This window comes from Modestobacter sp. I12A-02662, assembly GCF_041028325.1.
GTDB lineage: Bacteria > Actinomycetota > Actinomycetes > Mycobacteriales > Geodermatophilaceae > Modestobacter.
This window is the reverse complement of record NZ_JABGDE010000010.1, coordinates 148,248-172,531: the sequence shown is the minus strand read 5'-3', so window position 1 is coordinate 172,531 and position 24,284 is coordinate 148,248. Positions and strand designations below refer to the sequence as shown.

At 74.8% G+C, this 24,284-nt stretch carries 26 protein-coding genes; 16 read left to right on the top strand and 10 right to left on the bottom strand.

The genetic code is table 11. The features are described 5' to 3' along the window. Positions 1 to 369 precede the first annotated feature (369 nt). Positions 370 to 705: an acyl-CoA dehydrogenase family protein gene (locus HL189_RS16290; protein ID WP_369134761.1), complete on the top strand. Its 336-nt coding sequence runs from the start codon at positions 370 to 372 to the stop codon at positions 703 to 705. Next, complete coding sequence (locus HL189_RS16285; protein ID WP_369134760.1) at positions 648 to 1,139, top strand: acyl-CoA dehydrogenase family protein; 492 nt, start codon at positions 648 to 650, stop codon at positions 1,137 to 1,139. Before HL189_RS16290 ends, HL189_RS16285 begins: the two co-directional genes overlap by 58 nt. Here the strand turns inward: HL189_RS16285 and HL189_RS16280 are convergent. Then, positions 1,136 to 2,302: a glycoside hydrolase family 3 N-terminal domain-containing protein gene (locus HL189_RS16280; RefSeq protein ID WP_369134759.1), complete on the bottom strand. Its 1,167-nt coding sequence runs from the start codon at positions 2,300 to 2,302 to the stop codon at positions 1,136 to 1,138. The genes HL189_RS16285 and HL189_RS16280 overlap by 4 nt on opposite strands. A gap of 52 nt (positions 2,303 to 2,354) precedes the next feature. Here HL189_RS16280 and HL189_RS16275 point away from each other — a divergent pair, with 52 nt between their 5' ends. From HL189_RS16275 to HL189_RS16260, 4 genes are all read left to right on the top strand, one after another. Further along, positions 2,355 to 3,626 (top strand): MFS transporter, encoded by a 1,272-nt coding sequence (locus tag HL189_RS16275; RefSeq protein ID WP_369134758.1) that lies wholly within the window; start codon positions 2,355 to 2,357, stop codon positions 3,624 to 3,626. 41 nt (positions 3,627 to 3,667) lie between these two features. Further along, positions 3,668 to 3,862, top strand: coding sequence for a DUF3046 domain-containing protein (locus HL189_RS16270; RefSeq protein WP_369134757.1), 195 nt, complete (start codon positions 3,668 to 3,670; stop codon positions 3,860 to 3,862). Between the two features lie 208 nt (positions 3,863 to 4,070). Continuing rightward, positions 4,071 to 5,105 carry a recombinase RecA gene (gene recA, locus HL189_RS16265; RefSeq protein WP_222267939.1) on the top strand — a complete coding sequence of 345 codons (1,035 nt, stop codon included), beginning with the start codon at positions 4,071 to 4,073 and terminating at the stop codon, positions 5,103 to 5,105. A 215-nt stretch (positions 5,106 to 5,320) separates the two neighbouring features. Continuing rightward, positions 5,321 to 6,010, top strand: a complete 690-nt coding sequence (locus HL189_RS16260) for a regulatory protein RecX (RefSeq protein ID WP_369134756.1) — start codon at positions 5,321 to 5,323, stop codon at positions 6,008 to 6,010. Positions 6,011 to 6,168: 158 nt separating this feature from the next. Here HL189_RS16260 and HL189_RS16255 read toward each other — a convergent pair whose 3' ends face one another. The 5 genes from HL189_RS16255 to HL189_RS16235 all read right to left on the bottom strand — a co-directional run bounded on the left by HL189_RS16255 (position 6,169) and on the right by HL189_RS16235 (position 10,062). Further along, a complete protein-coding gene (locus tag HL189_RS16255; RefSeq protein WP_369134755.1) occupies positions 6,169 to 6,597 on the bottom strand; it encodes a hypothetical protein in 429 nt (142 codons plus the stop codon). Between the two features lie 183 nt (positions 6,598 to 6,780). Next, complete coding sequence (locus HL189_RS16250) at positions 6,781 to 7,674, bottom strand: amino acid ABC transporter permease (protein ID WP_369134754.1); 894 nt, start codon at positions 7,672 to 7,674, stop codon at positions 6,781 to 6,783. 28 nt (positions 7,675 to 7,702) lie between these two features. Then, complete coding sequence (locus HL189_RS16245; protein ID WP_369134753.1) at positions 7,703 to 8,353, bottom strand: amino acid ABC transporter permease; 651 nt, start codon at positions 8,351 to 8,353, stop codon at positions 7,703 to 7,705. 74 nt (positions 8,354 to 8,427) lie between these two features. Beyond that, entirely contained in the window at positions 8,428 to 9,315 is an 888-nt protein-coding gene (locus HL189_RS16240; RefSeq protein WP_369134752.1) for a glutamate ABC transporter substrate-binding protein, read from the bottom strand. 27 nt (positions 9,316 to 9,342) lie between these two features. Continuing rightward, the gene (locus HL189_RS16235; RefSeq protein ID WP_369134794.1) at positions 9,343 to 10,062 is read right to left on the bottom strand and encodes an amino acid ABC transporter ATP-binding protein; all 720 of its coding nucleotides are present in this window, start codon (positions 10,060 to 10,062) and stop codon (positions 9,343 to 9,345) included. A 193-nt stretch (positions 10,063 to 10,255) separates the two neighbouring features. Between HL189_RS16235 and miaB the strand changes: the two genes are divergently transcribed. Continuing rightward, on the top strand, positions 10,256 to 11,722 hold the full coding sequence (miaB, locus tag HL189_RS16230; RefSeq protein WP_369134751.1) for a tRNA (N6-isopentenyl adenosine(37)-C2)-methylthiotransferase MiaB: 1,467 nt from the start codon (positions 10,256 to 10,258) through the stop codon (positions 11,720 to 11,722). 67 nt (positions 11,723 to 11,789) lie between these two features. On the opposite strand, the gene HL189_RS16225 is transcribed toward miaB, so the two are convergent. Then, complete coding sequence (locus HL189_RS16225) at positions 11,790 to 13,718, bottom strand: DUF349 domain-containing protein (protein ID WP_369134750.1); 1,929 nt, start codon at positions 13,716 to 13,718, stop codon at positions 11,790 to 11,792. A gap of 41 nt (positions 13,719 to 13,759) precedes the next feature. On the opposite strand from HL189_RS16225, the gene HL189_RS16220 reads away from it, so the two are divergent. From HL189_RS16220 to dapF, 3 genes are read left to right on the top strand one after another with little or no spacing between them, the layout of a single operon-like run. Beyond that, positions 13,760 to 14,452 (top strand): hypothetical protein, encoded by a 693-nt coding sequence (locus HL189_RS16220; protein WP_369134749.1) that lies wholly within the window; start codon positions 13,760 to 13,762, stop codon positions 14,450 to 14,452. Beyond that, complete coding sequence (miaA, locus tag HL189_RS16215) at positions 14,449 to 15,375, top strand: tRNA (adenosine(37)-N6)-dimethylallyltransferase MiaA (protein WP_369134748.1); 927 nt, start codon at positions 14,449 to 14,451, stop codon at positions 15,373 to 15,375. Before HL189_RS16220 ends, miaA begins: the two co-directional genes overlap by 4 nt. Next, entirely contained in the window at positions 15,372 to 16,271 is a 900-nt protein-coding gene (gene dapF / locus HL189_RS16210) for a diaminopimelate epimerase (protein WP_369134747.1), read from the top strand. The genes miaA and dapF overlap by 4 nt, the downstream gene beginning before the upstream one ends. A gap of 5 nt (positions 16,272 to 16,276) precedes the next feature. On the opposite strand, the gene HL189_RS16205 is transcribed toward dapF, so the two are convergent. Next, positions 16,277 to 16,465, bottom strand: a complete 189-nt coding sequence (locus tag HL189_RS16205; RefSeq protein WP_369134746.1) for a hypothetical protein — start codon at positions 16,463 to 16,465, stop codon at positions 16,277 to 16,279. Between the two features lie 37 nt (positions 16,466 to 16,502). Next, the gene (locus tag HL189_RS16200) at positions 16,503 to 17,780 is read right to left on the bottom strand and encodes an MFS transporter (protein ID WP_369134745.1); all 1,278 of its coding nucleotides are present in this window, start codon (positions 17,778 to 17,780) and stop codon (positions 16,503 to 16,505) included. A gap of 59 nt (positions 17,781 to 17,839) precedes the next feature. Between HL189_RS16200 and HL189_RS16195 the strand changes: the two genes are divergently transcribed. The 4 genes from HL189_RS16195 (at position 17,840) to HL189_RS16180 (ending at position 21,743) form a co-directional block, all read left to right on the top strand. Further along, a complete protein-coding gene (locus HL189_RS16195) occupies positions 17,840 to 18,367 on the top strand; it encodes an ArsR/SmtB family transcription factor (RefSeq protein ID WP_369134744.1) in 528 nt (175 codons plus the stop codon). Between the two features lie 82 nt (positions 18,368 to 18,449). Next, positions 18,450 to 19,889, top strand: a complete 1,440-nt coding sequence (gene hflX / locus HL189_RS16190) for a GTPase HflX (RefSeq protein ID WP_369134743.1) — start codon at positions 18,450 to 18,452, stop codon at positions 19,887 to 19,889. Positions 19,890 to 19,969: 80 nt separating this feature from the next. Then, positions 19,970 to 20,710 carry a phosphatase PAP2 family protein gene (locus HL189_RS16185; RefSeq protein WP_369134742.1) on the top strand — a complete coding sequence of 247 codons (741 nt, stop codon included), beginning with the start codon at positions 19,970 to 19,972 and terminating at the stop codon, positions 20,708 to 20,710. Next, a complete protein-coding gene (locus tag HL189_RS16180; RefSeq protein WP_369134741.1) occupies positions 20,682 to 21,743 on the top strand; it encodes a hypothetical protein in 1,062 nt (353 codons plus the stop codon). The genes HL189_RS16185 and HL189_RS16180 overlap by 29 nt, the downstream gene beginning before the upstream one ends. A gap of 27 nt (positions 21,744 to 21,770) precedes the next feature. Here HL189_RS16180 and lexA read toward each other — a convergent pair whose 3' ends face one another. Then, a complete protein-coding gene (gene lexA / locus HL189_RS16175) occupies positions 21,771 to 22,580 on the bottom strand; it encodes a transcriptional repressor LexA (RefSeq protein WP_369134740.1) in 810 nt (269 codons plus the stop codon). A gap of 532 nt (positions 22,581 to 23,112) precedes the next feature. Here lexA and HL189_RS16170 point away from each other — a divergent pair. Together HL189_RS16170 and nrdR are read left to right on the top strand one after the other, a co-directional pair. Further along, entirely contained in the window at positions 23,113 to 23,334 is a 222-nt protein-coding gene (locus tag HL189_RS16170) for a LysM peptidoglycan-binding domain-containing protein (protein WP_369134739.1), read from the top strand. 363 nt (positions 23,335 to 23,697) lie between these two features. Continuing rightward, positions 23,698 to 24,255 (top strand): transcriptional regulator NrdR, encoded by a 558-nt coding sequence (gene nrdR, locus HL189_RS16165; RefSeq protein ID WP_369134738.1) that lies wholly within the window; start codon positions 23,698 to 23,700, stop codon positions 24,253 to 24,255. Positions 24,256 to 24,284 lie beyond the last annotated feature (29 nt).

Here is a 24,284-nt window from a genome sequence, read left to right as displayed (position 1 = left end):
CGCGCCGAGCTCCCGGAGCGTGGCCCGGGTGTCCGCGGTCCCGGCGTCCACCTCGGCCGCGGTCGCCGCCACGGAGGCGCGGATGTCCGTCGTCGTCCCACCCATGCGGTCGATCATCCGCCGTCCCGGTCCCGTTCCCCGGCCTGGTCCCGGCAGCTCCCGGTCGGTCAGACTCCGCGCCATGCGCCCCACGCTGTACGAGGCCGACCACGACGCGTTCCGGGCGAGCGTCCGGGCCTTCCTCGACCTGGCCGTCGCGCCGTTCCACGACGCCTGGGAGCGGGCCGGGATCGCGACCTGGCCACCGACGAGCAGAAGGCCCGCTGGCTGCCCGGCTTCTGCGCCGGCGAGCTCATCACCGCCATCGCGATGACCGAGCCGGGCACCGGCAGCGACCTGCAGGGCATCGGCACCACGGCGCGGAGGGACGGCGACGCGTGGGTGCTGACCGGGGCCAAGACCTTCGTCACCAACGGCATCAACGCCGACCTGGTGATCGTGGTCGCCCGGACGGCGACCGACGTGCCCGCCTCCCGTGGCACCAGCCTGCTCGTCGTCGAGCGCGGCATGCCCGGGTCCACCCGCGGCCGCAACCTGGAGATGGTCGGCCTCAAGGCGCAGGACACCGCCGAGCTGTTCTCGACGAGGTGCGCGTCCCGGCCGGCAACCTGCTCGGCACCGAGCACGGGGGCTTCGGGCACCTGATGGACAACCTCCCGCAGGAACGCCTCTCCATCGCCGCGGGGGCCGTCGCGGCGGCCGAGACGGTCCTCGAGCTCACCCTCGACCACGTCACCACCCGGACGGCGTTCGGCCGGCCGGTCGGCTCGTTCCAGGCCAACCGGTTCGTCCTGGCCGAGCTGCGGACCAGGCTGACCATCGCGCGCACCTTCGTCGACGAGTGCATCCGGCAGCTCGGCTCCGGCGACGTCACCGCCACCGACGCGGCCATGGCCAAGTGGTGGACGACGGAGCTGCAGAACGAGGTCGCCGACCGCTGCCTGCAGCTGCACGGCGGCTACGGCTACATGGACGAGTACCGGGTCTCGAAGGCCTGGCGGGACGCCCGCGTGCAGTCCACCTACGGCGGCACCAACGAGATCATGAAGGAGATCATCGGCCGCTCCATGGGGCTCTAGCAGGTCAGCAGGCCGAACCGCTCCTTGAGCGCGAGCACCCGGCCGGCGGACTCCGTGACCCGCGCGGCGAACGCCGGGTCCGCGGCGGCCCGGTCGGTGAGCGCCTGCGCCATCGGCTGCGCGTCCGCCGCCCGGACGGTGAGGACGACGTCGACGCCCGCCGCCACCGCGTCCACCGCGCGGCGCTCCGGCGGCACCTGCGACACCGCCACCGCCCGGCCCAGGTCGTCGCTCATCACCACCCCGTCGAAGCCCAGCCGGTCGCGCAGCAGGCCGACGACGGCGGGGGAGAAGACCGCGGGGGCGTCCGGGTCCAGCTGGGGATAGGTCGCCGAGCTCACCATCACCGCGGCGGTGCCGGCGTCGACCGCCGCGGCGAACGGCCGCAGCGCCGGGTCGTCGGCGGTGGTCCGCGGATCGGTGGCACCGAGGTCGGTGTCGGTGTTGACCGTCACCCGGCCCAGCCCGGGGAAGTGCTTGGCGGTGGCCGCCACCCCGCCGTCCTGCAGGGCGCGCACGACCGTGCCGACGACGTCGGCCACGTGCGCCGGGTCGCTGCCGTACTGCCGGCCGGACGCGCCGATCGGCGGGTTGGCCGCCTCGGTGCCGGCCGGGACGACGTCGGCCACCGGGGCGAGGTCCAGGGTGACGCTGGCGGCGCGCAGCTGCCGGGCGAGGGCGGTGACCGTGCTCCGCACCTCCTCCGGCGGGCGCGCCCCTTGCTCGACGGCTCGCGGCAGCTCGTCGAAGCCGGGGCCCTGCAGCGTCCGCACGAGCCCGCCCTCCTGGTCGACGGCGACCTGCAGCGGCACCGCCGACGACGCCTGCAGCCCGGCGACCGCCGCGCCCAGGGTGGCGGCGTCGGCCTTGCTCCGGCCGTGCAGGAACACCCCGCCGACCGGGACGCCCGCGGCGCCGGCCAGCCCGCTGCCGGGGTCCTCGGCGGGCACGCCCACCATCAGCAGCTGCCCGGCCCGGGCGGCCGGGTCCAGGCCGGCCAGCGTCCGCTCGGCGCACGAGGGCGGAGGTGGCTCCGGGCTGGTCGACGGGCCGCCCGCAGTGCTCGACGAGGCCGTTCGCCCACGGGCCGGGCCGCCGTCGCCGCAGCCGACCGCGGCGAGCAGCACGGCGACGGAGAGGAGGGCACGACGTCGTCCGGTCATCGCCTCCTGTCTACCCGCTCCACCCGGCGCACCTGCGGCAGACTGCAGGACCGTGACCCTCTCGACGGCCGAACGCGCCGCGGTCCAGCGGCGGACCCTCGCGGTGCTCTCCGGCGGGGTGGCCCTCGGCGGCCTGGGCGTGACCGTCGGGATCACCGTCGGCGGGCTGCTCGCCGCCGAGGTCGCCGGCACCGACACCGCCGCCGGGCTGGGCAGCACGTCCAGCGTGCTCGGGGCGGCGCTGGTCGCCGTGCCGCTGGCCCGGGCGAGCGACCGGTGGGGCCGGCGGGCCGGGCTGTCCCTCGGGTACGCGATCGCCGGCGGCGGCGCGGTCCTGGTGGTGGCCGCCGCGGCGCTCTCCTCGCTGGCACTGCTGGTCGTCGGGCTGTTCCTGTTCGGCGCGGCCACCACCAGCGGGCTGCAGGCGCGCTTCGCCGCCGCCGACCTGGCCGAGCCGGAGCACCGCGGGCGCGCCCTCTCGCTCGTGGTGTGGGCGACCACGGTCGGCTCGGTGCTCGGGCCGAACCTGGCCGGGGTCGGCGACGGGCTCGGGCGGTCGCTCGGGCTGCCGCCCCTGGGCGGGGCCTACGTGCTGCCGATCGCGGCGTTCGCCGTCGTCCTGCTGGCCGTCCTCCTCCTGCTGCGCCCCGATCCGCTGCTGCTCGCCCGGCGGCTGGCCGCCGGCGACCGCCCGGTCGGGACACCGCCGGCCCGCACCGGGTCGGTCGCGGCGCTGCGCGCCGTGTGGGCCGGGCCCGGTGGGCGGCTCGGCGTGACCGCCGTCGTGGTCGGGCACTCGGTGATGGTCGGCCTGATGGTCATGACGCCGGTGCACATGGGCGGCGGGCACGGCGGCCACGCCGACGGGACGACGCTGCGGGTCATCGGCCTGGTGATCAGCGTGCACGTGGCCGGCATGTACCTCTTCTCCCCGGTGGTCGGCTGGCTCGCCGACCGGGCCGGCCGGTCGGTCACCGTCGCCTGCGGCGGGCTGCTGCTCCTGCTCGCCGGGGTGGTGGCCGGGACCGCGCCGCCGGGGGCGGCCCTGCAGCTCGGCGTGGGGCTGTTCTGCCTGGGCCTGGGCTGGTCGTGCTGCCTGGTCGCCGGCTCCACGCTGGTCACCGAGGCGGTCCCGGCGGAGCTGCGACCCGCCGCGCAGGGGGCGACCGACCTGCTCATGGGGCTGGGGGCGGCCCTGGCCGGTGCCGTGGGGGGCCCGCTCCTGGCCGTGGGCGGGTTCGGGCTCGTGGCCGTGGTGGCCACCGCGCTCGTCGTCCCGCTGGTGGTGGTGTGGATCGGCGCCCGGCGACCGGTCGCCTCCTGACCCCCGCCGGCCCGGCCGGCGCAGTGGGTACGGTCGACGGCGTGCGCCTGCAGGAGTTCTGGTCCCGGATGGAGAGCCAGTTCGGCTCGATGCGGGCGCAGACCGTCGCGCGCGACCACGTGTTCGGCGCGCTCGGCGAGCGGACGCCGGTGCAGGCGATCGAGGCCGGGCTGCCGGTGCGCCGCGTGTGGCTGGAGATCTGCCAGGAGTACGACGTCCCGCCGAAGGACCGCTGAGCCCGCCGGCGGAGCGGCGCTCCGACGCCGCGGCCGTGGCTGCTGTGACGGGTGCGGCGTGTCACTGGAATCGAACGTGTGTTCGGTCTACCGTGGCGTCCACAGGCCCGGTGCTCGTCCACAGATGAGCGCGGCCGGGTGGAACTGTCAGACCCACGTCCTAGCGTCGGCGACGACCCGCACACAGCGACATCCGAAGGTGGCCACCATGGCAGCAACGCTCGACCGCGACAAGGCCCTCGACATGGCCCTCGCCCAGATCGACAAGCAGTTCGGCAAGGGCTCGGTGATGCGGCTGGGTGACTCGCCCGAGGTGGCCATGAAGGTCATCCCCACCGGCTCGGTCGCCCTCGACATAGCCCTCGGCATCGGCGGTCTCCCGCGCGGCCGGGTCATCGAGGTGTACGGCCCCGAGGCCTCCGGCAAGACGACCGTCGCCCTGCACGCCGTGGCCAACGCCCAGGCGCTCGGCGGCATCGCGGCGTTCATCGACGCCGAGCACGCCCTCGACCCCGAGTACGCCCGGGCGATCGGCGTCGACACCGACGCGCTGCTGGTCAGCCAGCCCGACACCGGTGAGCAGGCGCTCGAGATCGCCGACATGCTGATCCGCTCCGGCGCGCTCGACGTCATCGTCATCGACTCGGTCGCCGCCCTGGTGCCCCGCGCCGAGATCGAGGGCGAGATGGGCGACAGCCACGTCGGTCTGCAGGCGCGGCTGATGAGCCAGGCGCTGCGCAAGATCACCGGCGCGCTGAGCAACTCCGGCACCACCGCGATCTTCATCAACCAGCTGCGCGAGAAGGTGGGCGTCGTCTACGGCTCGCCCGAGGTCACCACCGGTGGTCGCGCGCTGAAGTTCTACGCGTCGGTCCGCCTCGACGTGCGCCGCATCGAGACCCTCAAGCAGGGCACCGAGGCGGTCGGCAGCCGGGTGCGGGTGAAGGTCGTGAAGAACAAGGTCGCCGCCCCGTTCAAGCAGGCCGAGCTCGACCTGCTGTGGGGGACCGGGTTCAGCCGCGAGGGCAGCCTCATCGACATCGGCGTCGACCAGGGCATCATCCGCAAGTCCGGTGCCTGGTACACGTACGAGGGCGACCAGCTCGGCCAGGGCAAGGAGAACGTCCGCGGCTTCCTGCGCGACAACCCGGACCTGGCCGACGAGATCGACAAGAAGATCAAGGAGAAGCTCGGCATCGGCCCGACGCTGGACGCGCCGGCGGCTGAGCCGACCGACTTCTGAGCCCGGTGTCCGACACGCTGTTCTCCGACGGCGTCCCGGATGGCGGGGCGCCCGCTGACGAGGGCGGGTCTGCCGGCGACCGGCGAGGTCGCCGGCAGACCGGCCGCTCCCGCGGGCGGGACGGAGAGCGCCCCGGGGGTCGCCGGGCTGCGCGCGGCCGTCCGCCGACGGCGGACGACGCCGATGCCGCGGTCCCCGGGAGCACCGAGGACGACATGGGCGACCCGGAGGCGGTGGCTCGCGGCGTGTGTCTGCGGGCCCTCACCGGGGCGTCGAAGACCCGCAAGCAGCTGGCCGACCTGCTGGCCAAGCGCGGCGTTCCCGAGGACGCCGCGACCCGGGTGCTCGACCGGTTCACCGAGGTGGGGCTCATCGACGACGCAGCCTTCGCCGCCGCATGGGTGTCCTCCCGGCAGTCCGGGCGCGGCCTGGCCCGCCGGGCCCTCACCGCCGAGCTGCGCGCCAAGGGGGTCGACGGGGAGGTCGCAGCGGCCGCAGTGGCCGAGGTCGACCCGCAGGACGAGTGGGACGCCGCCCGGCGTCTCGTCGAGCGCAAGCTCCCCTCGATGCGTCGCCTCGATCGGGCCACGGCGGAGCGCCGTCTGGTCGGCATGCTCGCCCGCAAGGGCTACGGCGGCGGTCTGGCCGGCTGGGTGGTGCGCGAGGCCCTCGACGCCCGCGACCAGGGCGACCTGGCCGCCGACGAAGCCGCTGACCTGGCCGAGGACGGGATCTCCGAGGAGCGACCGGCCGAGCACGCCGGGGCCAGGCGCCGCGGTGCGTCCCTCCCCGAGCGCATCGACGGCGTCGGCGACGGCCTCGAGGTGGGGGAGGGGGGGCGGGCCCGCTCCCTCGGCCGGCCGGGCCGGGTGCCGCCCGGCACGTGGGTCGACGACCTGCCCTGACAGCCCTCCGGCGCAGGTGCCCTGCCCCAGCTCCTGCCGCCGGTGCCGCAACACGGCAGAGCCGGTGCGACCCCGTGGTCGCACCGGCTCTGTCGTGCCCGCACCTGCCCCGGCGGGCGCCGGGGAGTGGGGGAGTCCCGTCCCGGCCCCGACGGAGGTCAGCGCGGCGTCGTGCGGCTCGTCCCCCCGGTGCGGTCGAGCCAGGCGCTGACGTCCACGGCTACGCCGTCGGCCGCCTCGTCGTCCGGCACGAGCCAGCGACGGCTGCGCTCCTGACCGGACCGGAGCCAGCGCTGGATGAGCGCGTCGAACTCCGACATCGACAGGTACTTGCCCAGGTCCGGGGAGACGACCGGGCCGAGGAAGGTCACGTCGCGCTCCTCCCCGCCGGGGTAGCGGAGCACCACCCGGCAGCGCGCCCGCCGGTGCCGGGCCGGCGGCACCGCCTCACGGACGATCGCCTCCTCCGCGCCGGCGGCACGGGCGAAGCTGGCAGCGGACGAGCGCAGGCGGCTGACGAAGAGCTGAGAGGTGTCGGCCATGTCGACGTCCAACTCGAAGTGCGCGGCGGGGGCGGCGATGGTCACGAATCAGTTCTCGGCAGCACCCCGTCGCTGCGGGATCGGCTGAACCTGACAAGCCGAGGTCCGCGATCGAGCGGTTGCTGGCCTGTCGGCGCGGGCTCCCGGCTGCTCCCGCGCCCAGCCGCAGCCGCCCCCGGACAGCACGACGGCCCGCACGCGGTGCGTGCGGGCCGTCGTGAGTGGGGCTCAGAGGCCGCGGTCGGGGCCCCCGCCCGGGACGACCACCGGCGTCGTCTCGTCCGGCAGCCCGATCGGGCCGGCGGCGCGAGCCTTGCCGTCCTTGCGGGTGCGCCGCTCCACCAGCCGGGCGATGGAGGAGATGAGCAGGTTCACCACGATGTAGATGACCGCGGCGGCGACGTAGAACTGGAAGGAGTAGGTGTTGCCGAAGAACTCGACCAGACCGCGGGCGGTCCGCAGCAGCTCGGAGTAGGTGACGATGTAGCCCAGCGACGTGTCCTTGAGCAGCACGACGAGCTGGGCGATGAGCACCGGCAGCATCCGGCGCACCGCCTGGGGCAGCAGGACCGTCGCCATCAGCTGGGACTTGCGCAGCCCCAGCGCGTAGCCGGCCTCCCACTGGCCGCGGTCGACGGACAGGATGCCCGACCGGAAGATCTCCGCGAGCACCGACATGTTGTAGAGCACCAGCCCGAGCAGCAGCGCCGCAAACGGGCTGATCGGGGTGCCGATCGCCGGGATGAAGATGAACGAGAACAGGATCAGCAGCAGCAGCGGGACCGCGCGGAAGAACTCGACGACCACCGTGACGGGCCGGCTGATCCACCGGCGGTCGGAGAGCCGGCCGATGGCCAGCAGCGCCCCCAGCACGGTGGCCAGCACCATGCCGATGACCGCCACCTGCAGGGTGCGCCCCAGCGCCCGCAGCAGCGCCTGGGGGACCTCGGTGCGCGCGTCGAACAGGACCGCCCACCGGTCGGGGTCCAGCTGGTCGTTGACCGCCAGGCGCCAGACGGCCAGCGCGACGAGCCCGGCGACGACGAGCGCCCCGACCGCGGTCAGCATGCGGTTGCGGGCGCGGGCCTTCGGGCCCGGGATGTCGTAGAGGAGGGAGCTCACCGGGGCCTCCGGAGGTCGAGAGGGGCGGTCACCGGAGCACGGCCAGTCGTCGCTCGAACCGGCTGACGGCCCAGCCGGACGGCAGCGTGATCACCAGGTAGCCGAGCGCGACACCCAGGCCGATCCACACCAGCGCCCCGGCGGTCGCGTTGGACAGCCGGCTGAGCACGGCGGTCAGCTCGGTGACCGCGAACGCCGACGCGATCGAGCTGTTCTTGACCAGCGCGATCCACACGTTGCCCAGCGGCGGGATCACCGTGCGGATGGCCTGCGGGAGCACCACCTGACCCAGCACCTGGCCGAAGGGCATGCCCAGCGCGCGGGCGGCCTCGGCCTGTCCCGGGGGGACGGCGTTGATGCCCGAGCGGATCGCCTCGCAGACGAAGGCCGCGGTGTACAGCACCAGGGCGAGCAGTGCGGACCAGAAGAAGCTGGGGAGCGCGAGGTCCAGCTGCGGCAGGCCGAAGGCCATGAAGAAGAAGACGACGGTCAGCGGGGTGTTGCGCACCAGCTCGACGTAGGTGTAGCCGAGTCCCCGCAGCGGCGCGGACGGCGAGACGCGCAGACCCGCCAGCACCGTGCCCAGGACCATCGCGCCGATCCACGCGAGCACGGACAGCACGAGGGTCATCCAGAAGCCGCGCAGCAGGAGCGGCAGGTTGTCGATCAGGACGGACACGACCGCTCCTCCTGTGGCTCGGTGGTCAGGACGGAGCCGGGTGACGCCGCAGCGTCACCCGGCTCCGGATCAGGTCAGTACCGGTCGACGGCCGGCGGCTCGGGCGCCGGGGTGCCGGTGATCGCGCCGGCGGTGGCGTCCCAGGCGGCCTCCCACGAGCCGTCCTCGAAGGACTCCTCGAGGACGTCGTTGATGAAGTTCCGGAACTCCGTGTCGTCCTTGGTCAGGCCGATGCCGTACGGCTCCTCGGTGAACGGGTTGCCGACCAGCTCGAAGGCCTCGCCGCCGTTGGCCACCAGGCCGGTGAGGATCACGTTGTCGGTGGTCACCGCGTCGACCTGGCCGTTGGCCAGCGCGTCGGCGCACTTGGAGTACACGTCGAACAGCGTCAGCTGGGCCTGCGGGTAGTTGGTGCGGATGTTCTCCGCCGGGGTCGACCCCTCCACCGAGCAGACGTTCTTGCCGGCCAGGTCGTCCGGACCCGCGATGCCCTCGGGGTTGCCCGCCGCCACCATGATGTCCTGGCCTGCGGTGTAGTACGGGCCGGCGAAGTCGACGACCTGCTTGCGGGCGTCGTTGATCGTGTAGGTGGCGATCACCAGGTCGACCGTGCCGTTCTGGATGAACGCCTCGCGGTTGGCCGAGACGGTCTCGACGAACTCGACGCCGTCCTCGGGGATGCCGAGCTTCGCCGCGATGATCTTGCCCATCTCGACGTCGAAGCCCTCGGGGGTCCCCGACGGGTTGAGCAGGCCGAACCCGGGCTGGTCGAACTTGGTGCCGATGGTGATGCTGCCGGCCTCGTTCAGCTCGGCCATCGAGGTGCCCGCGGCGAAGGACGCCTCGGTCTCCACCGCGACGGTGTTCTCCGCCTGGTCGGCGGCCTGGTCGCCGGCGGAGCTGCTGCAGCCGGCCAGCACGACGCCGGCCGCGAGCGCGGCGGCATAGCGGGTGATGCGCATGAAGGGTCCTCTCGGTTGTGCGACGGGTCAGTGGTTGAGGATCTTGGAGAGGAAGTCCTTGGCCCGGTCGGACTTCGGCTTGGTGAAGAAGGTCTCCGGGTCCGCGGACTCGACGATCCGGCCGCCGTCCATGAAGACCACCCGGTCGGCCGCCCGTCGGGCGAAGCCCATCTCGTGGGTGACGACGACCATCGTCATGCCGTCGCGCGCCAGCGCGATCATCACGTCGAGGACCTCGTTGATCATCTCCGGGTCCAGCGCCGAGGTGGGCTCGTCGAAGAGGATGACCTTCGGGTCCATGGCCAGCGCCCGGGCGATCGCCACCCGCTGCTGCTGCCCACCGGAGAGCTGGGCGGGCACCTTGTCGGCCTGGTGCAGGACGCCGACCCGGTCCAGCAGCTCGCGGGCCCGCTTCTCGGCGTCGGCCTTGGACTGCCGGCGCACCTTGACCGGGCCGAGCGTCACGTTCTCCAGCACGGTCTTGTGCGCGAACAGGTTGAAGCTCTGGAACACCATGCCGACGTCGCTGCGCAGCCGGGCGAGGTCCTTGCCCTCCTCCGGCAGCCGCTGGCCGTCGATGCTGATCTCGCCCTTCTCGATCGACTCGAGCCGGTTGATCGTCCGGCACAGCGTCGACTTCCCCGAGCCAGAGGGGCCGATGACGACGACCACCTCGCCGCGGGCGACGGTCAGGTCGATGTCCTGCAGGACGTGCAGTTCGCCGAACCACTTGTTGACGCCGGACATCCGGACGAGAGGCTCTGCGGTCGCGCTGGTCACGGTCACGGACCCTAGGTGCCCGTGATCCCGAGGACGTCGCCGGTCCATCACGAAGCTGTAACGAAGCTGAGTCGGGGCAAGGGCTCCCGACTGCCCGGTCGGCTCGGTCGCCGTCGGACCCGGCTGCGGCGGGCCGCGGCGACGGGCTCCGTACGATCAGGTGGTGAACGGCAAGACCTACCGGGTCCGCACGTACGGCTGCCAGATGAACGTGCACGACTCCGAGCGCCTGTCTGGCCTCCTGGAGCGAGCCGGCTACACCGCCGCCGGCGAGGACCAGGACCCCGACGTCGTCGTGCTCAACACGTGCGCGGTCCGGGAGAACGCCGACAACCGGCTGTACGGCAACCTCGGCCACCTGCGCCCGGTGAAGGACGCCCACCCGGGCATGCAGATCGCCGTCGGGGGCTGCCTGGCGCAGAAGGACCGCGGCGAGATCGTCCGGCGCGCCCCGTGGGTCGACGTCGTCTTCGGCACCCACAACGTCGGCTCGCTGCCCGCCCTGCTCGAGCGCGCCCGGCACAACGCCGAGGCGCAGGTCGAGATCAAGGAGGCCCTCGAGGTCTTCCCGTCCACCCTGCCGGCCAAGCGGGACTCCGCCCACTCCGGCTGGGTCTCCATCAGCGTGGGGTGCAACAACACCTGCACGTTCTGCATCGTCCCGGCCCTGCGCGGCAAGGAGAAGGACCGCCGGCCCGGCGAGGTCCTCGCCGAGGTGCAGGCGCTGGTCGACCAGGGCGTGCTCGAGGTGACGCTGCTGGGTCAGAACGTGAACGCCTACGGCGTGGAGTTCCGCGACCGGGGCGCCTTCGCCGGCCTGCTGCGGGCCACCGGCCGGATCGAGGGCCTGGAGCGGGTGCGGTTCACCAGCCCCCACCCGCGCGAGTTCACCGACGACGTCATCGAGGCCATGGCCGAGACCCCGGCGGTCTGCCACCAGCTGCACATGCCGTTGCAGTCCGGCTCGGACGACGTCCTGCGCCGGATGCGCCGCGGTTACCGGCAGGAGCGCTACCTGGGGATCATCGACCGGGTGCGGGCCGCGATGCCCGACGCGGCGATCACCACGGACATCATCGTGGGCTTCCCCGGCGAGACCGAGGAGGACTTCGAGCAGACCCTCCACGTGGTCCGGGAGGCCCGGTTCGCCAGCGCCTTCACGTTCCAGTACTCCAAGCGGCCGGGCACCCCGGCGGCGGAGATGGGCGGGCAGCTGCCCAAGCAGGTCGTCCAGGAGCGGTTCCTGCGGCTGACCGCGCTGCAGGACGAGATCAGCTGGGCGGAGAACCGGGCGCTGATCGGCACCCCGGTGGAGCTGCTGGTGGCCGCGGGGGAGGGCAGCAAGGACGCCGAGCGCGGCCGGCTGTCCGGCCGGGCCCGCGACGGGCGGCTGGTGCACTTCACCTCGGCGGACGGCCTCCGTCCCGGGGACGTCGTCGAGACCGTCGTGACCCGGGCAGCGCCGCACCACCTGATCGCGGAGGGCGCGTTGCTGTCGCACCGCCGCACCCGGGCCGGCGACGCCGCCGAGGGCGGCACCCGGCCGAGCACACCGGGCGTCTCGCTCGGCATGCCGGGCGTCGGCATCCCCGCGCCGCTCCCCGCAGCGGTGCCTGCCTGCGGTTAGCGGCCGCCCGTCGGACACGACAGGGCCCCGTCCGGTCGAACCGGACGGGACCCTGCGCGGTCCTGCCTCAGCGGCGGGAGGACTTCTCCGCCTCGGCCAGCCACTCCCGGCGGGTCGCCAGGTTGGCCTCGGCCTCGCTGATCCGCCGGGCGTTTCCGGCGGCCTGCGCCTTGGCGAGCTGGTCCTCGGCCTTGGTCACCGCCTGGCGCATCGAGGTGAGCAGCGGGTTCTCCGGCTCCACCCGCGGGCGGACCGAGTCGACCGCGCCGCGGATCCGCTGCTCCACGGCCCGCATCCGGTCCTCCAGCTGGCGCATCGCGCCGCGGGGCACGTGGCCGATGGCGTCGTACCGGTCCTGGATCTTGCGCAGCTGGGCCTGGGCGCTGCGCAGGTCCTTGGTCGGGTCGATCCGCTCGGCCTCGGCCAGCAGCTCCTCCTTCTGCTGCTGGTTGGCCACCTCCTGGCTGCTGCGCTGCTGGTCGTGCGCGGAGCGGGCGGCGAAGAAGACGTCCTGCGCGGCGCGGAACTTCTTCCACAGGTCGTCGTCGGTGTCCCGCCCGGTGCGCGGCACGGCCTTCCAGCGGTCCATCAGCGAGCGCATGGCCGCGCTGGTCGGACCCCAGTCGGTCGAGGTCGACAGCTTCTCGGCCTCGGTGATGAGCTCCTGCTTGGCGGCGCGGGCCTCCCCGCGCTGCTTGTCGAGCTCGGCGAAGTGCGCGCCGCGGCGACGGCCGAAGGCGTCCCGCGCGGCCGCGAAGCGCTGCCACAGCGCCTCGTCGGTCTTGCGGTCGATGCCCTTGATCGTCTTCCACTCCTCGACGATCGCCTTGAGCCGGTCACCGGCGGCCTTCCACTGCGTGGACTCCGCGGCGATCTGCTCCGCCTCGGCGGCGAGCGCCTCCTTGCGGGCGATCTGCGCGGCCCGCTGGGCCGCCTTTTCCCGACGGTTCGCCGCCACGGCGGTGTCGGCCATGCTGACCATCGCCCGGGCGCGCATCGCCAGGTGGTCCAGGTCGCCCACCACGGAGGCGGTGAGGATCGTCTCCGCCAGGGCCTCGGCCTTGGTGCGGATCTCGGCGGGGTTGCCGGTGTGGGCGGCCAACCGGGCCTCGAGCAGGGCCACCTCGGTGGCGAGGTCGTCGTAGCGGCGGCCGTAGTGGGCCAGGCCCTCCGCCGGGTCGCCGGCCTGCCAGGAGCCGACCGCGCGCTCGCCGGCCTCGGTGGTGACGTAGACCGTGCCCTCGTCGTCGACCCGGCCCCACTGCGTCGGGTCGGACACCGGCACGGACGGGATCACGGTCGGCATCTCGCCGCCCGCGGCGTGCGAGTGGTGGGCGGCGTCGCTCAGCGCGGCGTCGGCCGGGGTCGGGGCAGCGGGCGTGCCGCCGGCCGCGGTCACGGCCTCGGCGGTGTGCCGCCCGGTGGAGGCCTCGTCGGCCGGGGTCTCGGTGGTGGCCGGGGTCTCGGTGGTGGGGGTCTCGGTGGTGGGGGTCTCGGTGGTGGGGGTCTCGGCGGCGTCCGGGGACTCGGCGGCGTCCGGGGTCCCGGGGGTGTCGGGCGTTCCCGCGGGAGCGTCCTGCGGGACGGCGGCGTCCGGGGACTCGGCGGCGTCCGGGGTCCCGGGGGTGTCGGGCGTTCCCGCGGGAGCGTCCTGCGGGACGGCGGCGTCCGGGGACTCGGCGGCGTCCGGGGTCCCGGGGGTGTCGGGCGTTCCCGCGGGAGCGTCCTGCGGGACGGCGGCGTCCGGGGTCGCCGCCAGTGGGCCCTCGTCCACGGGGGCCACCGCGGTCACCTCGTCGTCGGCCGGGGCCTCGGCCCCGCTCTCCGCGGGGGCCGGCCCACTCGTGGCCGGGACGTCGCCCGTGGCGCCGTCCGGGGTCGCCGACAGGGGCCCCTCGTCCACCGGCGCGACCTCCGGGACCGTCAGGTCGGGGCGCTCGTCGGGGGCGGCGGCGGGCTGCTGCGTCCGGTCTCCGGTGTTCTCCGTGCTCGACACGGCAGGAAGTCTCCCACGATGCATCCGCGACACTCCCTGGCGTGAGACCTCCTCGTCCGGTCACGGTGGCCTTCTGCCCGCAGCCACCCCTCCTGCTGCCCGCCGTGGCCGGTGCGCCGAGCCCCGAGCTGGCCGCCGTGCGGGCCGCGGTGGACGCGGCCGTGCACACCCTGCTGGCCGACCGGCCGGAGGTCGTGATCGTGGTGGGCGACGGCGTGGACGGCGTCCGGTTCGGCCCCGGGGACGTCGGGGACCTGCGCGGGTTCGGCGTCGACCTGGAGGTGCCGTTCGCCGGCCGGGTGCGTCCGGGCGGACGGCGGACCCCGCTGCCGCACCTGCTGGGGGCCTGGCTGCTGGATCGGGCGGGCCACGGCGGGCCCCGGCTGGGCGTGGCTCCCGGCGACCTGGGGACGGCGCTCGACGACGTCCCGGGCCCGGTCGGCGTGCTGGCCATGGGCGACGGGTCCGCGCGGCGCAGCGAGAAGGCGCCCGGGCACCTCGATCCCGTCGCGGCGCCGTTCGACGCCGCCGTGGCGCGGGCGCTCGCCGCCGGGGACGCCGCCGCGCTGGCCGCCCTCGACCCGGCCGAGGGCGCGCGGCTGCTCGCCGCCGGCGTGCCGGTGTGGCGCGCGGTCGGGACCGCGCTCGCCGGGGCGCAGGTCTCCGCGGAGCTGCGCTTCGACGGGGCGCCGTTCGGCGTCGGCTACCTGGTCGCCGACTGGCGGCTCCGATGAGCGGTCAGGCGCCACCCGTCGTCGCCGTCGTCGGCCCGACGGCCACCGGCAAGACCGCCCTCGCCGTCGCGCTGGCCCACCGGCTCGGCGGGGAGGTCGTCAACGCCGACTCCATGCAGCTCTACCGCGGCATGGACATCGGCACGGCCAAGCCCACCCCGGCCGAGCGCGAGGGCGTGCCGCACCACCTCATGGACCTCTGGCACGTGCGGGAGCCGGCGTCGGTGGCCGAGTACCGGCAGCGCGCCCGCGCGGAGGTCGACCGGCTCCGCGCGGCCGGTGTCGTCCCGCTCCTGGTCGGCGGCTCCGGGCTGTACGTGCGGGCGGTGCTCGACGAGCTGGACTTCCCCGGCACCGCCCCCGACGTCCGGGCCCGGCTGACCGCCGAGCTGGAGGCCGAGGGCGCCGCCGCGCTGCACGCCCGGCTGGCCACGGTCGACCCGGCGGCCGCCGCGGCGATCCTGGCCAGCAACGGGCGGCGCGTGGTGCGGGCACTGGAGGTGATCGAGCTGACCGGCGCGCCGTTCACCGCCCGGATGCCCGATCCGCGGCCGCACTACCCCGCGGTCGTCGTGGCGCTGGACCGGGAGCCCGCGGAGCTCGACGAGCGGGTGGCCCGGCGGGTCGACGCGATGTGGGCGGCGGGCTTCGTCGACGAGGTGGCCGTCCTCGCCGCGGACGGTCTGCGGGAGGGCCCGACGGCGTCCCGGGCGCTGGGCTACGCGCAGGTCCTCCAGCAGCTCGACGGCGTGCTGACACCGGAGGAGGCCCGGGAGCGCACCGTCACCACCACGCGCCGGTTCGTCCGGCGGCAGCGGTCCTGGTTCCGCCGGGACGCGGCGACCACGTGGTTCGACGCGGCCCGCCCCGACCTGGTCGACGCGGCGGTCGCCGAGATCACCGGCCGTACGATCGAGCGGTGAGCGCCAGTTCCGGTCCCCGGGTCCTCCTCGGTCACGGCACCGAGAACGACTTCGTCGTCCTGCCCGACCCCGAGGGCACCGCCTGGCCGGAGTCCGTGCTGGACGCCGAGCTGGTGCGCCGGCTGTGCGACCGCCGCGCCGGCCTCGGCGGGGACGGCGTGCTGCGGGTCGTCCCCAGCCGATGCGTGCCCGACGCCCCCGCCGTGCTCGGCGAGGCGCTGCCGCAGTGCCCCTGGTTCATGGACCACCGCAACGCCGACGGGTCGACCGCGGAGATGTGCGGCAACGGGATCCGGCTGTTCCTGCACGTGCTGCTCGCCGAGGGCCTGCTCGACCGGGAGACCGCCGAGGCCGGCGTCCTGGTCGGCACCCGCGGCGGCCCCCGGCGGGTCGGCGCCCGGCCGGACGGCGGCTACTGGGTGGACATGGGTCCGGCCCGGCCGCTGCGGCCCAGCCGTGCGCGCATCTCCGGCGTCGACTTCCCGGGCGTGGGGGTGTCGATGGGCAACCCGCACCTGGCGTGCCTCACCGACGTCTCCGTCGACACCCTGGACCTGACCGTGCTCCCCGCGGTCGACCCGGCGCTGTTCCCGGACGGCGTCAACGTCGAGCTGGTCAACGTGCTCGCCGCCGAGGACGCCGCCGCCGGGGCGAGCGCGCACGTCCGGCTGCGGGTCCACGAGCGCGGCGTGGGGGAGACCCGCTCCTGCGGGACCGGCGCCTGCGCGGCAGCGTGGGCCGCGCTGGACGCCGGCGGCCGCAGCACCGGGACCGTCGTGGTCGACGTCCCCGGCGGCCGGCTCTCGGTGCAGTTCGACGGGACGACGACGGTGCTCAGCGGCCCCGCCGTCGTCGTCGCGACCGGCGTCCTCACCGCGGAGTGGCTCGGCGCCTGAGCCGCTCAGGGCTCCGCCGCGCCGCCCGCCCCCACGTCGTCGCCCGCGGCGGCGTCGGCGTCGTCCCCCCGCGGGGTGCCGCGGCCGGTGTCCTGGTCCGCGCCGCCCAGGGGGTTCCGCGGCGGGTCCAGGCCGATCGGGTCACGGCCCGGGTCTTCGAGCTCGCCGTCGGCATTGCGCTCCGGCTGGGTCATCGTCGTCCTCCTCGTGCGGTCGATCGGATCCCGACGCCTACCCGGCCGCCGGCGGTCCAACCTGCGGGACCGGGGCGGGGAGCGTCGCGTCGAGCTCGTCGGGCAGCTCCCGCATCCGCACCAGCGGCGACAGCAGCACCGGCAGCGCGGCCACGAACTGGCCCGCGACGGCGATCCAGAGCGCAGGGACGACGCCCAGCCAGGTCGCGAGGACGCCGCCGAGCAACCCGCCAATCGGCATCGTGCCGAACACCAGGAACCGCACCGAGGCGTTCATCCGCCCGAGCAGCGGGGGCGGGCACAGCCGCTGCCGGAAGCTCACCTGGGTGACGTTGTAGACGATCACCGCGAAGCTGCTCACGAACCAGCCGCCGACAAGCAGCGGCACGGGTGCCACCAGGTCGGCCGCCGGGACCGCGGCCCCGGCGGCGGCGAACAGCAGGGCCGACGCCGGGATGGTCCGGCCCTCGCCGAACGACCGGGCGACGCGGCTCGCGACGACCGCGCCGACCACGCCGCCCACCGCGCCGGCGGAGAAGACCAGCCCGACGGTCGTCTCGGACAGCCCCAGCTCACGCAGCGCGAAGAGGACCAGCAGCGCGGACGTGGCGGAGCCGGCCAGGTTCGCCAGGCCGGTGCAGGCGACCATCCGGCGCAGCAGCGGGTGGCGGACGACGAACGACAGCCCCTCGGCGATCTCCACCCGCAGGGGCCGCCGGGCGGCCCGGTCCGGCACCACGTCGACGTGCCGGATCCGGCCGATGAACCACGCGGACAGCAGGAAGGACAGGGCGTCGGCCAGCAGCAGCAGCGGAGCGCCCAGCACGCGGAGCAGGACGCCGGTGATCCCGGGGCCGGCCACCTGCGCGACCGCGCGGCTGGCCTCCAGCTTCCCGTTGCCGTCGACGATCTGGTCCCGCGCGACCAGCGTGGGCAGGTAGCTCTGGTAGGCGACGTCGAAGAAGACGGTGGCCGTACCGGTGACCGCGGCGACGACGAACAGCTGGGCGAGGGTCAGCACGTCGAAGGCGTACGCCAGCGGCAACGTGCCCAGCGCGACCGCGCGGACCAGGTCGGCTGCCACCAGCACCCGCTTGCGCCGCCAGCGGTCCACCCACGCGCCGGCCGGCAGCCCGATCACCAGGAAGGCGAGGGTCTCCAGGGCGGTGAGCACCCCCATCTCCAGCGGGGTCGCGGCGAGCACGCCCACCGCCAGCACCGGCAGCGCCAGCAGGGTGATCTGCGTGCCGACCTGGCTGACAGTCTCCGCCGCCCACAGCTGCCGGAAGTCGCGGTGGTGCCAGAGCGAGCTCACGACCGGCAGCCTCGACCACTGATTGGGAAGTGTCAATCATTGGGCCTAGGCTGTCCGGCGTGAGTGGGGACCCGGCACCGCGGCTCGAGGGGGAACGCCGTCCGGCCACGGACGCCGAGGCGCGCGCGCTCGCCTCCGCCGTCCGGCTGCGGATCCTGCGGCTGTGCCTCCACCAGGCGCTGACCAACAAGGAGATCGCCGCCCGGCTGGGCCGCAACCCCGCCACCGTCCTGCACCACGTCCGCACCCTGGTCGAGACGGGGTTCCTCGTCGCCGAAGAGGAGCGCCGGGGGGCCCGCGGCGCCCGGGAGGTGCCCTACCGGGCCACCGGCAAGAGCTGGCTGATGGACGGCGCCGGCGGTCCGGGGCCGGGGTCGGACGTCGTCCTCGCGGCGTTCCTGCAGGAGGCAGCCGCCGCGGGGGAGGAGCGCCTGGAGAGCACCCGCCTGGGGGTGCAGCTGGCGCCCGCGGCGATGGACGAGCTCCGCGGCCGGCTGTACGGGCTGCTGGACGAGTACGCCTGCCGACCCGCCGATCCGGACGGGGAGAAGTGGTCGCTGTACCTCGGGATGCACCCGGAGCCCTGATGCGTTGTACCCGGCGATGACAACAGAGTCGATGACGACAACTCACTCGCCCCGTTCCGAGGGGCGTGCCACGCTGGAGACGATGACGACCGCCCCTGAGAGCGCCCTCCCCACCCCCGCCGGCGGGTGGGACGGCCCCGACGACACCACCGGCTCCTACGCCCTGGAGGAGCGCGGCGCGCTCCGCCGCGTGGCGGGGCTGTCCACCGAGCTCGCCGACATCACCGAGGTCGAGTACCGCCAGCTGCGCCTCGAGCGGGTCGTGCTGGTCGGCGTCTGGACCGAGGGGACGGCGGCCGCCGCGCAGCGCTCGCTCGCCGAGCTGGCCGCCCTGGCCGAGACCGCCGGTTCCCAGGTGCTGGACGCGCTGATCCAGCGCCGCGACAAGCCCGACGCCGCGACCTACGTGGGCTCGGGCAAGGCCAACGAGATCCGCGACATCGTCGCCGCCACCGGCGCGGACACCGTGATCTGCGACGGTGAGCTGACCCCCGGTCAGCTCAACCAGCTGGAGAAGGTGCTCAAGGTCAAGGTGGTCGACCGGACCGCGTTGATCCTGGACATCTTCGCCCAGCACGCCACCAGCCGGGAGGGCAAGGCCCAGGTCGAGCTGGCCCAGATGCAGTACATGCTCCCGCGGTTGCGCGGCTGGGGTGAGTCGATGAGCCGGCAGGCCGGTGGTCGGGTCGCCGGCGGTGGCGGCATCGGTACCCGCGGTCCCGGTGAGACGAAGATCGAGACCGACCGGCGCCGCATCCGGGCCCGGGTGTCGAAGCTACGCCGGGAGATCGCCGGCATGGCCACGGCCCGCGCCACCCAGCGGTCCGGCCGGTCGCGCAACGCCGTCCCCAGCGTGGCGATCGCCGGCTACACCAACGCCGGCAAGTCCAGCCTGCTCAACCGGCTCACCGACGCCGGTGTGCTGGTCCAGGACGCGCTGTTCGCGACCCTGGACCCGACGGTCCGCCGGGCGGAGACCCCGGACGGGCTGGAGTACACGCTCACCGACACGGTCGGCTTCGTGCGGCACCTCCCGCACCAGCTCGTCGACGCGTTCCGGTCGACGCTGGAGGAGGTGGCCGAGGCCGACCTGCTGCTGCACGTCGTCGACGGCTCCGACCCCGACCCGATCGGGCAGATCAACGCGGTGCACACCGTGCTCGGCGAGATCGACGCGAGCGCGGTCCCCGAGCTCATCGTGGTCAACAAGGTCGACGCGATGAGCGAGGAGGACGTCCTCCTGCTGCGCCAGGCGCTGCCCAACGCCGTGTGGGTCTCCGCCCGCACCGGCCAGGGGATCGAGGCGCTGCGGGACGTGGTCGCCGCGCGGCTGCCGCACCCGCAGGTCGACGTCGAGGTGCTCCTGCCGTACTCCCGCGGTGACCTGGTGGCCCGCGTGCACCGGGACGGCGAGGTGCTGGAGGAGCTGCACGAGGCCGACGGCACGCGCCTGGTCGCGCGGGTCGAGCCGGCGCTGGCCGCTCTGCTGGACGACTTCACCGCCCCTGTCGCAGGTGTGTGACGGGTCCTCCCGGTGTCCCGCCCGCGTGGCGGGACACCGGGAGGATCACGGGGAGGTCACGGCCCCGGTACCGTGAGGCCGTGAACCCCGGTGCGGTACGGCAGACGGCGGACCCCGCCGGGAGCCCGTCCGTACCGGCGGGCACCCGGGTGATCGGCATCGGCCGGCCGGCGTGGTGGGTCCTCCTCCTCTCCGCGCTCGCCACCGTGGGCATCACCGCGGAGCTGCTCAGCCGGGGCTGGCTGGAGCGCATGGACCTGCGGGTCTCCGAGGTCGTCAGCGACTGGGACCTGCGCAACGGCGACGCCTACTGGCTGGTCTGGGCGTTCACGCAGGCCGGTGGCCGTGGGTTCATCCTGATCGTCCTGACGGTCCTGGTCGGCTCCCTCCTGGTCCGGGAGCGCACGGTGGTGCCGCTGGTGCGGGTCCTGCTCGCGTTGGCCCTGCTCACCGCGGTGGTCTACGCCTTCAAGTGGGGGACCGGGCGCACCGCGCCGGCGTTCCCGGGGTCGTTCTTCCACCGGGACGGCGCCAGCTACCCCTCGGGGCACGTCGCGAACGCGGTGCTCATGTGGGGCGTGGCCCGCTGGCAGGCCGTCGAGTTCGCCCTGGCCCCCTGGGTGCAGCGGGTCTTCTGGGCGCTGAGCGTCTTCGGGCCGCTCGCGACCGGGGTGGCGATGGTCGCGCTGGACTTCCACTGGGTCACCGACGCGGTGGTGGGGCTGACCGTGGGGCTGCTGCTCTTGGGCGTGGTTCACGCACTGGACGCAACCCTGCTGTCACGCTGGGTTCGTGCCCGCGCCGGCCGAGCCCCCGCCTGACCGCGCCGCGCGCCGGCTGCGGTCCGGCGGCGCGGCGTTCGCCGTGCCGTTCGTCCTGCTGCTGAGCCCGGCGCCGGCGCTCGCGGACACCACGGCGTCCGCTCCCTTCGGTGCAGCTGTCACCCGCTGCGAGATCACCGATCCGCGACTGCCGGAGCTGTCCGGCCTCGCCGGCGCCGGCGAGTCGATGCTGGCCATGAACGACGGCGGGGAGCGGGCGCAGGTGTTCGTGCTCGACGGCGCGTGCGCCGTCGGTGACGTGCGCTCGGGTGCGGTCGACCCGTACGACCCCGAGGACCTGGCGCTGGGTGCGGACGGCACGCTCTGGGTGGCCGACACCGGTGACAACGCGCAGAACCGGGAGACGGTCGCGCTCATCAGCCTGCGCACCGACGGCTCGAGCACCCTGACCCGGCTGACCTACCCCGACGGGCCGCACGACGCCGAGGCGCTGCTCCTGGCCCCCGACGGCACGCCCTACCTGGTCACCAAGGAGGTCCTCGGTGCCAGCGGGGTCTACCGGCCGGACGGGCCGCTCACCGACGGGGCCACGCTGGGGATGACGAAGGTGCTGCAGCTCGGGCTGACCCTCACCGGGACCCCGGGCGGCCCGGTCGGCCGGGCGGGCCAGCTGATGGTGACCGGGGGAGCGGTGTCCGCGGACGGGCAGCGGGTCGCCCTGCGCACCTACACCGACGCCTACGTCTGGCCGTTGTCCGGCTCCGACGTCGCCGGCGCGCTCGCGGGGGAGCCCGTGCGCGTGGCACTGCCGGACTCGCCGCAGGGGGAGGCGATCGCCTTCGCCGCGAACAACCGGGACCTCCTCCTCGCGGGGGAGGGGCTGCCGTCCCCGGTGACCCTGGTCCCGGCCGGCGCGGATACTGCTCCGACGGCGGCCGGCCCCCGGTCGTCGGCCGCTCCCGTGGCGGGCCTGGTGCGCGACGTGTCGCCGTGGACGGCCGGCGTCATCGCCGCGGTGGTCGCGACCGTGCTCGTCTGGCTCGGGGGGAAGCTGCGCCGCCGCAGGGAGTGACCCGCGGCGGCGCGCTCCTCCTGGCGATCAGATGCGGCGCAGGACGCTGACCACGCGGCCGAGCACGGTCGCGTCGTCGCCGGGGATGGGCTCGTACGCCGCGTTGTGCGGCAGCAGCCAGACGTGGCCGTCGCGGCGCTTGTAGGTCTTGACCGTCGCCTCGCCGTCGATCATCGCGGCCACGATCTCGCCGTTCTCGGCGGTGGGCTGCTGGCGCACGACGACCCAGTCCCCGTCGCAGATCGCCGCGTCGACCATCGAGTCGCCGGCCACCTTGAGCATGAACAGGGTGCCCTCCCCGACCAGCTCGCGGGGCAGCGGGAAGACGTCCTCGACCGCCTGCTCGGCCAGCACCGGACCACCGGCGGCGATGCGCCCGACCAGGGGCACGTAGGTGGCGGCCGGCGGAGCCGCCTCGTCGCCGCCGGACGTGCCCGCCGCGGCGCCCGGTCCGTCGGCGCCCAGCGCGGCGGCGTTGTCGCCGGGGAGGCGGACGTCGAGCGCGCGCGGCCGGTTCGGGTCGCGGCGCAGCCAGCCCTTGCGCTGCAGCACCGACAGCTGGTGGGCGACCGAGGAGGCGGAGGACAGCCCCACCGCCTCACCGATCTCACGGACCGAGGGCGGGTAGCCGCGCCGCTCGATCGAGTCGCGGATGACCTCCAGGACGCGGCGCTGGCGCTGGGTGAGCCCGTCGCCGGCCTCGGCCCGGTCGGGGAACGCGCGGACGGCGCCGCCGGGCTCCGCGGACCCGGCCGCGGCACCGTTCGCCGGCCCGGCGGCCCGCTTGCGGCGTGCGGGACCGGCTCTGCCGTCCGTCGAGCGGTTGTCGACCGCCATGACCCCTCCTCGTCCGGCTGCGGCCCGCGCAGCTCCCCGGCGACGGCCCGGCCGCTCGGTGCGCGGGCGGGCTGCGTCGTCTCGATCGCACCCGAACGGTAGCGCCATCGGCGGTCGTGTTCAAACACGTGTTCGAAGGAGCGCCGTGTCGGCGCGTTCCCGTCGGTGCCGTGCGGTAGACATCCGCCAGCGTTCGATTCGAACACCCGTTCGATCACGCTCGCCCCGACCGAGGAGTTGGCTAATGGTCACCGTGCAGCGCAGTGTCGTCCCGCCGTCGCCCGTGCAGGCGTACGCCAGGCAGCCCTCCGCCGGTGCGCCGGGGCCCGGGCGCCGCGCCGTGCGTCCCGCCGGTCGCGCCGTGCGTCCCGCCGGTGCGGCCGGAGGGCGGGGCGTCCGCTGCGGAGGCTGTGCCGCCGGTCGTCCGGCACCGCGTGGCGCCGGCCCTGAGTCGTGGGACCGCCCGCCCCTGCGGCTGACCCGGCGCGGGCGGCGGGTCGTCGCGGGGCTCTCCATCGCGATCGGGCTGGCCGTGGCCGTGGCGACGGCGACGGTCGTCGCCGCCGAGCCGGGTCCCGCGCTGCGGCTGGCCGGCGGGCACACGGTGGTCGTGGAACCCGGGGACACCCTCTGGGCCATCGCCGTGGTCGTGGAGCCGGAGCAGGACCCGCGGGCGGTGGTCGACGCGATCCGTGACCTCAACGGGCTCGGCGGGGTCGCGCTCGAGCCGGGGCAGGTCCTGCACCTCCCCTGAGCGTGGCCCCGGCCGGCCTCGGCAGGGCCGGGTGGAGCGGTGGACGGCATGGAGCGGTGGACGGCGCCTGCCGCGCCGTGTGCGGCGGTTGGGACGGGCGTCGCCCGATGGGTCCGATGGGACGGCTGCGCGACACGCCTCGTCCGAGCTTGCGTACCCGTGGGGCCGGGCATACGGTTCCAACACAACATGTTGTGGTTACACGGACGAAGTTCGTCCACAACCGCTCCACACGTTCTCCCCGCGGCGTCCACCGGATGTCCCCGGGTGGGTCCACAGGACGGGTCCACCGGCCCGTTCGCAGACAGTGCCAGAAGCTCGCCCGCCAGCCGGCGTGACACCCGCGAGAGGAGATGAGTCGACGTGCGTTGCCCCTTCTGCCACAACCCGGACAGTCGTGTCGTCGACTCCCGGGAGACCGACGAGGGCGTCACCACCCGCCGCCGCCGGTCCTGCCCCGGCTGTGGCCGGCGGTTCACCACCGTCGAGGAGGCGGTGCTGGCCGTCGTGAAGCGCAGCGGCGTGACCGAGCCGTTCAACCGCACCAAGGTGATGGCCGGGGTGCGCCGGGCCTGTCAGGGGCGACCGGTCGGCGAGGACCAGCTGCAGCTGCTGGCGCAGCAGGTGGAGGACGCCGTCCGCGCCACCGGCGCGGCCGAGGTGCCCAGCCACGAGGTGGGGCTGGCCATCCTGCGCCCGCTGCGCGAGCTGGACCAGGTCGCCTACCTCCGCTTCGCCAGCGTCTACCACGCCTTCGACTCCCTCGAGGACTTCGAGAAGGAGATCACCGAGCTGCGCGCCCGGCACCTGCCGGGCGGCACTCCACCGCTGCCCGGCATGCAGCCGGACCTCCCGGCCCCGCGCCGGAAGGGCGGCGGCCGGGGTCAGACCACCACGTCCGGCGACGCCGCCGGCCCCTGAGAACTGTCAGTACCAACCGCTACACACGT

Coding starts and splice junctions, on each gene's coding strand:
- HL189_RS16260 (WP_369134756.1), top strand. CDS start 5,321: ATGGGCGACCCGGAGGCGGTGGCTCGCGGCGTGTGTCTGCGGGCCCTC.
- HL189_RS16235 (WP_369134794.1), bottom strand. CDS start 10,062: ATGTCCGGCGTCAACAAGTGGTTCGGCGAACTGCACGTCCTGCAGGAC.
- HL189_RS16280 (WP_369134759.1), bottom strand. CDS start 2,302: ATGACCGGACGACGTCGTGCCCTCCTCTCCGTCGCCGTGCTGCTCGCC.
- hflX (WP_369134743.1), top strand. CDS start 18,450: ATGACGACCGCCCCTGAGAGCGCCCTCCCCACCCCCGCCGGCGGGTGG.
- HL189_RS16205 (WP_369134746.1), bottom strand. CDS start 16,465: ATGACCCAGCCGGAGCGCAATGCCGACGGCGAGCTCGAAGACCCGGGC.
- recA (WP_222267939.1), top strand. CDS start 4,071: ATGGCAGCAACGCTCGACCGCGACAAGGCCCTCGACATGGCCCTCGCC.
- HL189_RS16290 (WP_369134761.1), top strand. CDS start 370: ATGACCGAGCCGGGCACCGGCAGCGACCTGCAGGGCATCGGCACCACG.
- lexA (WP_369134740.1), bottom strand. CDS start 22,580: ATGGCGGTCGACAACCGCTCGACGGACGGCAGAGCCGGTCCCGCACGC.
- HL189_RS16240 (WP_369134752.1), bottom strand. CDS start 9,315: ATGCGCATCACCCGCTATGCCGCCGCGCTCGCGGCCGGCGTCGTGCTG.
- miaA (WP_369134748.1), top strand. CDS start 14,449: ATGAGCGGTCAGGCGCCACCCGTCGTCGCCGTCGTCGGCCCGACGGCC.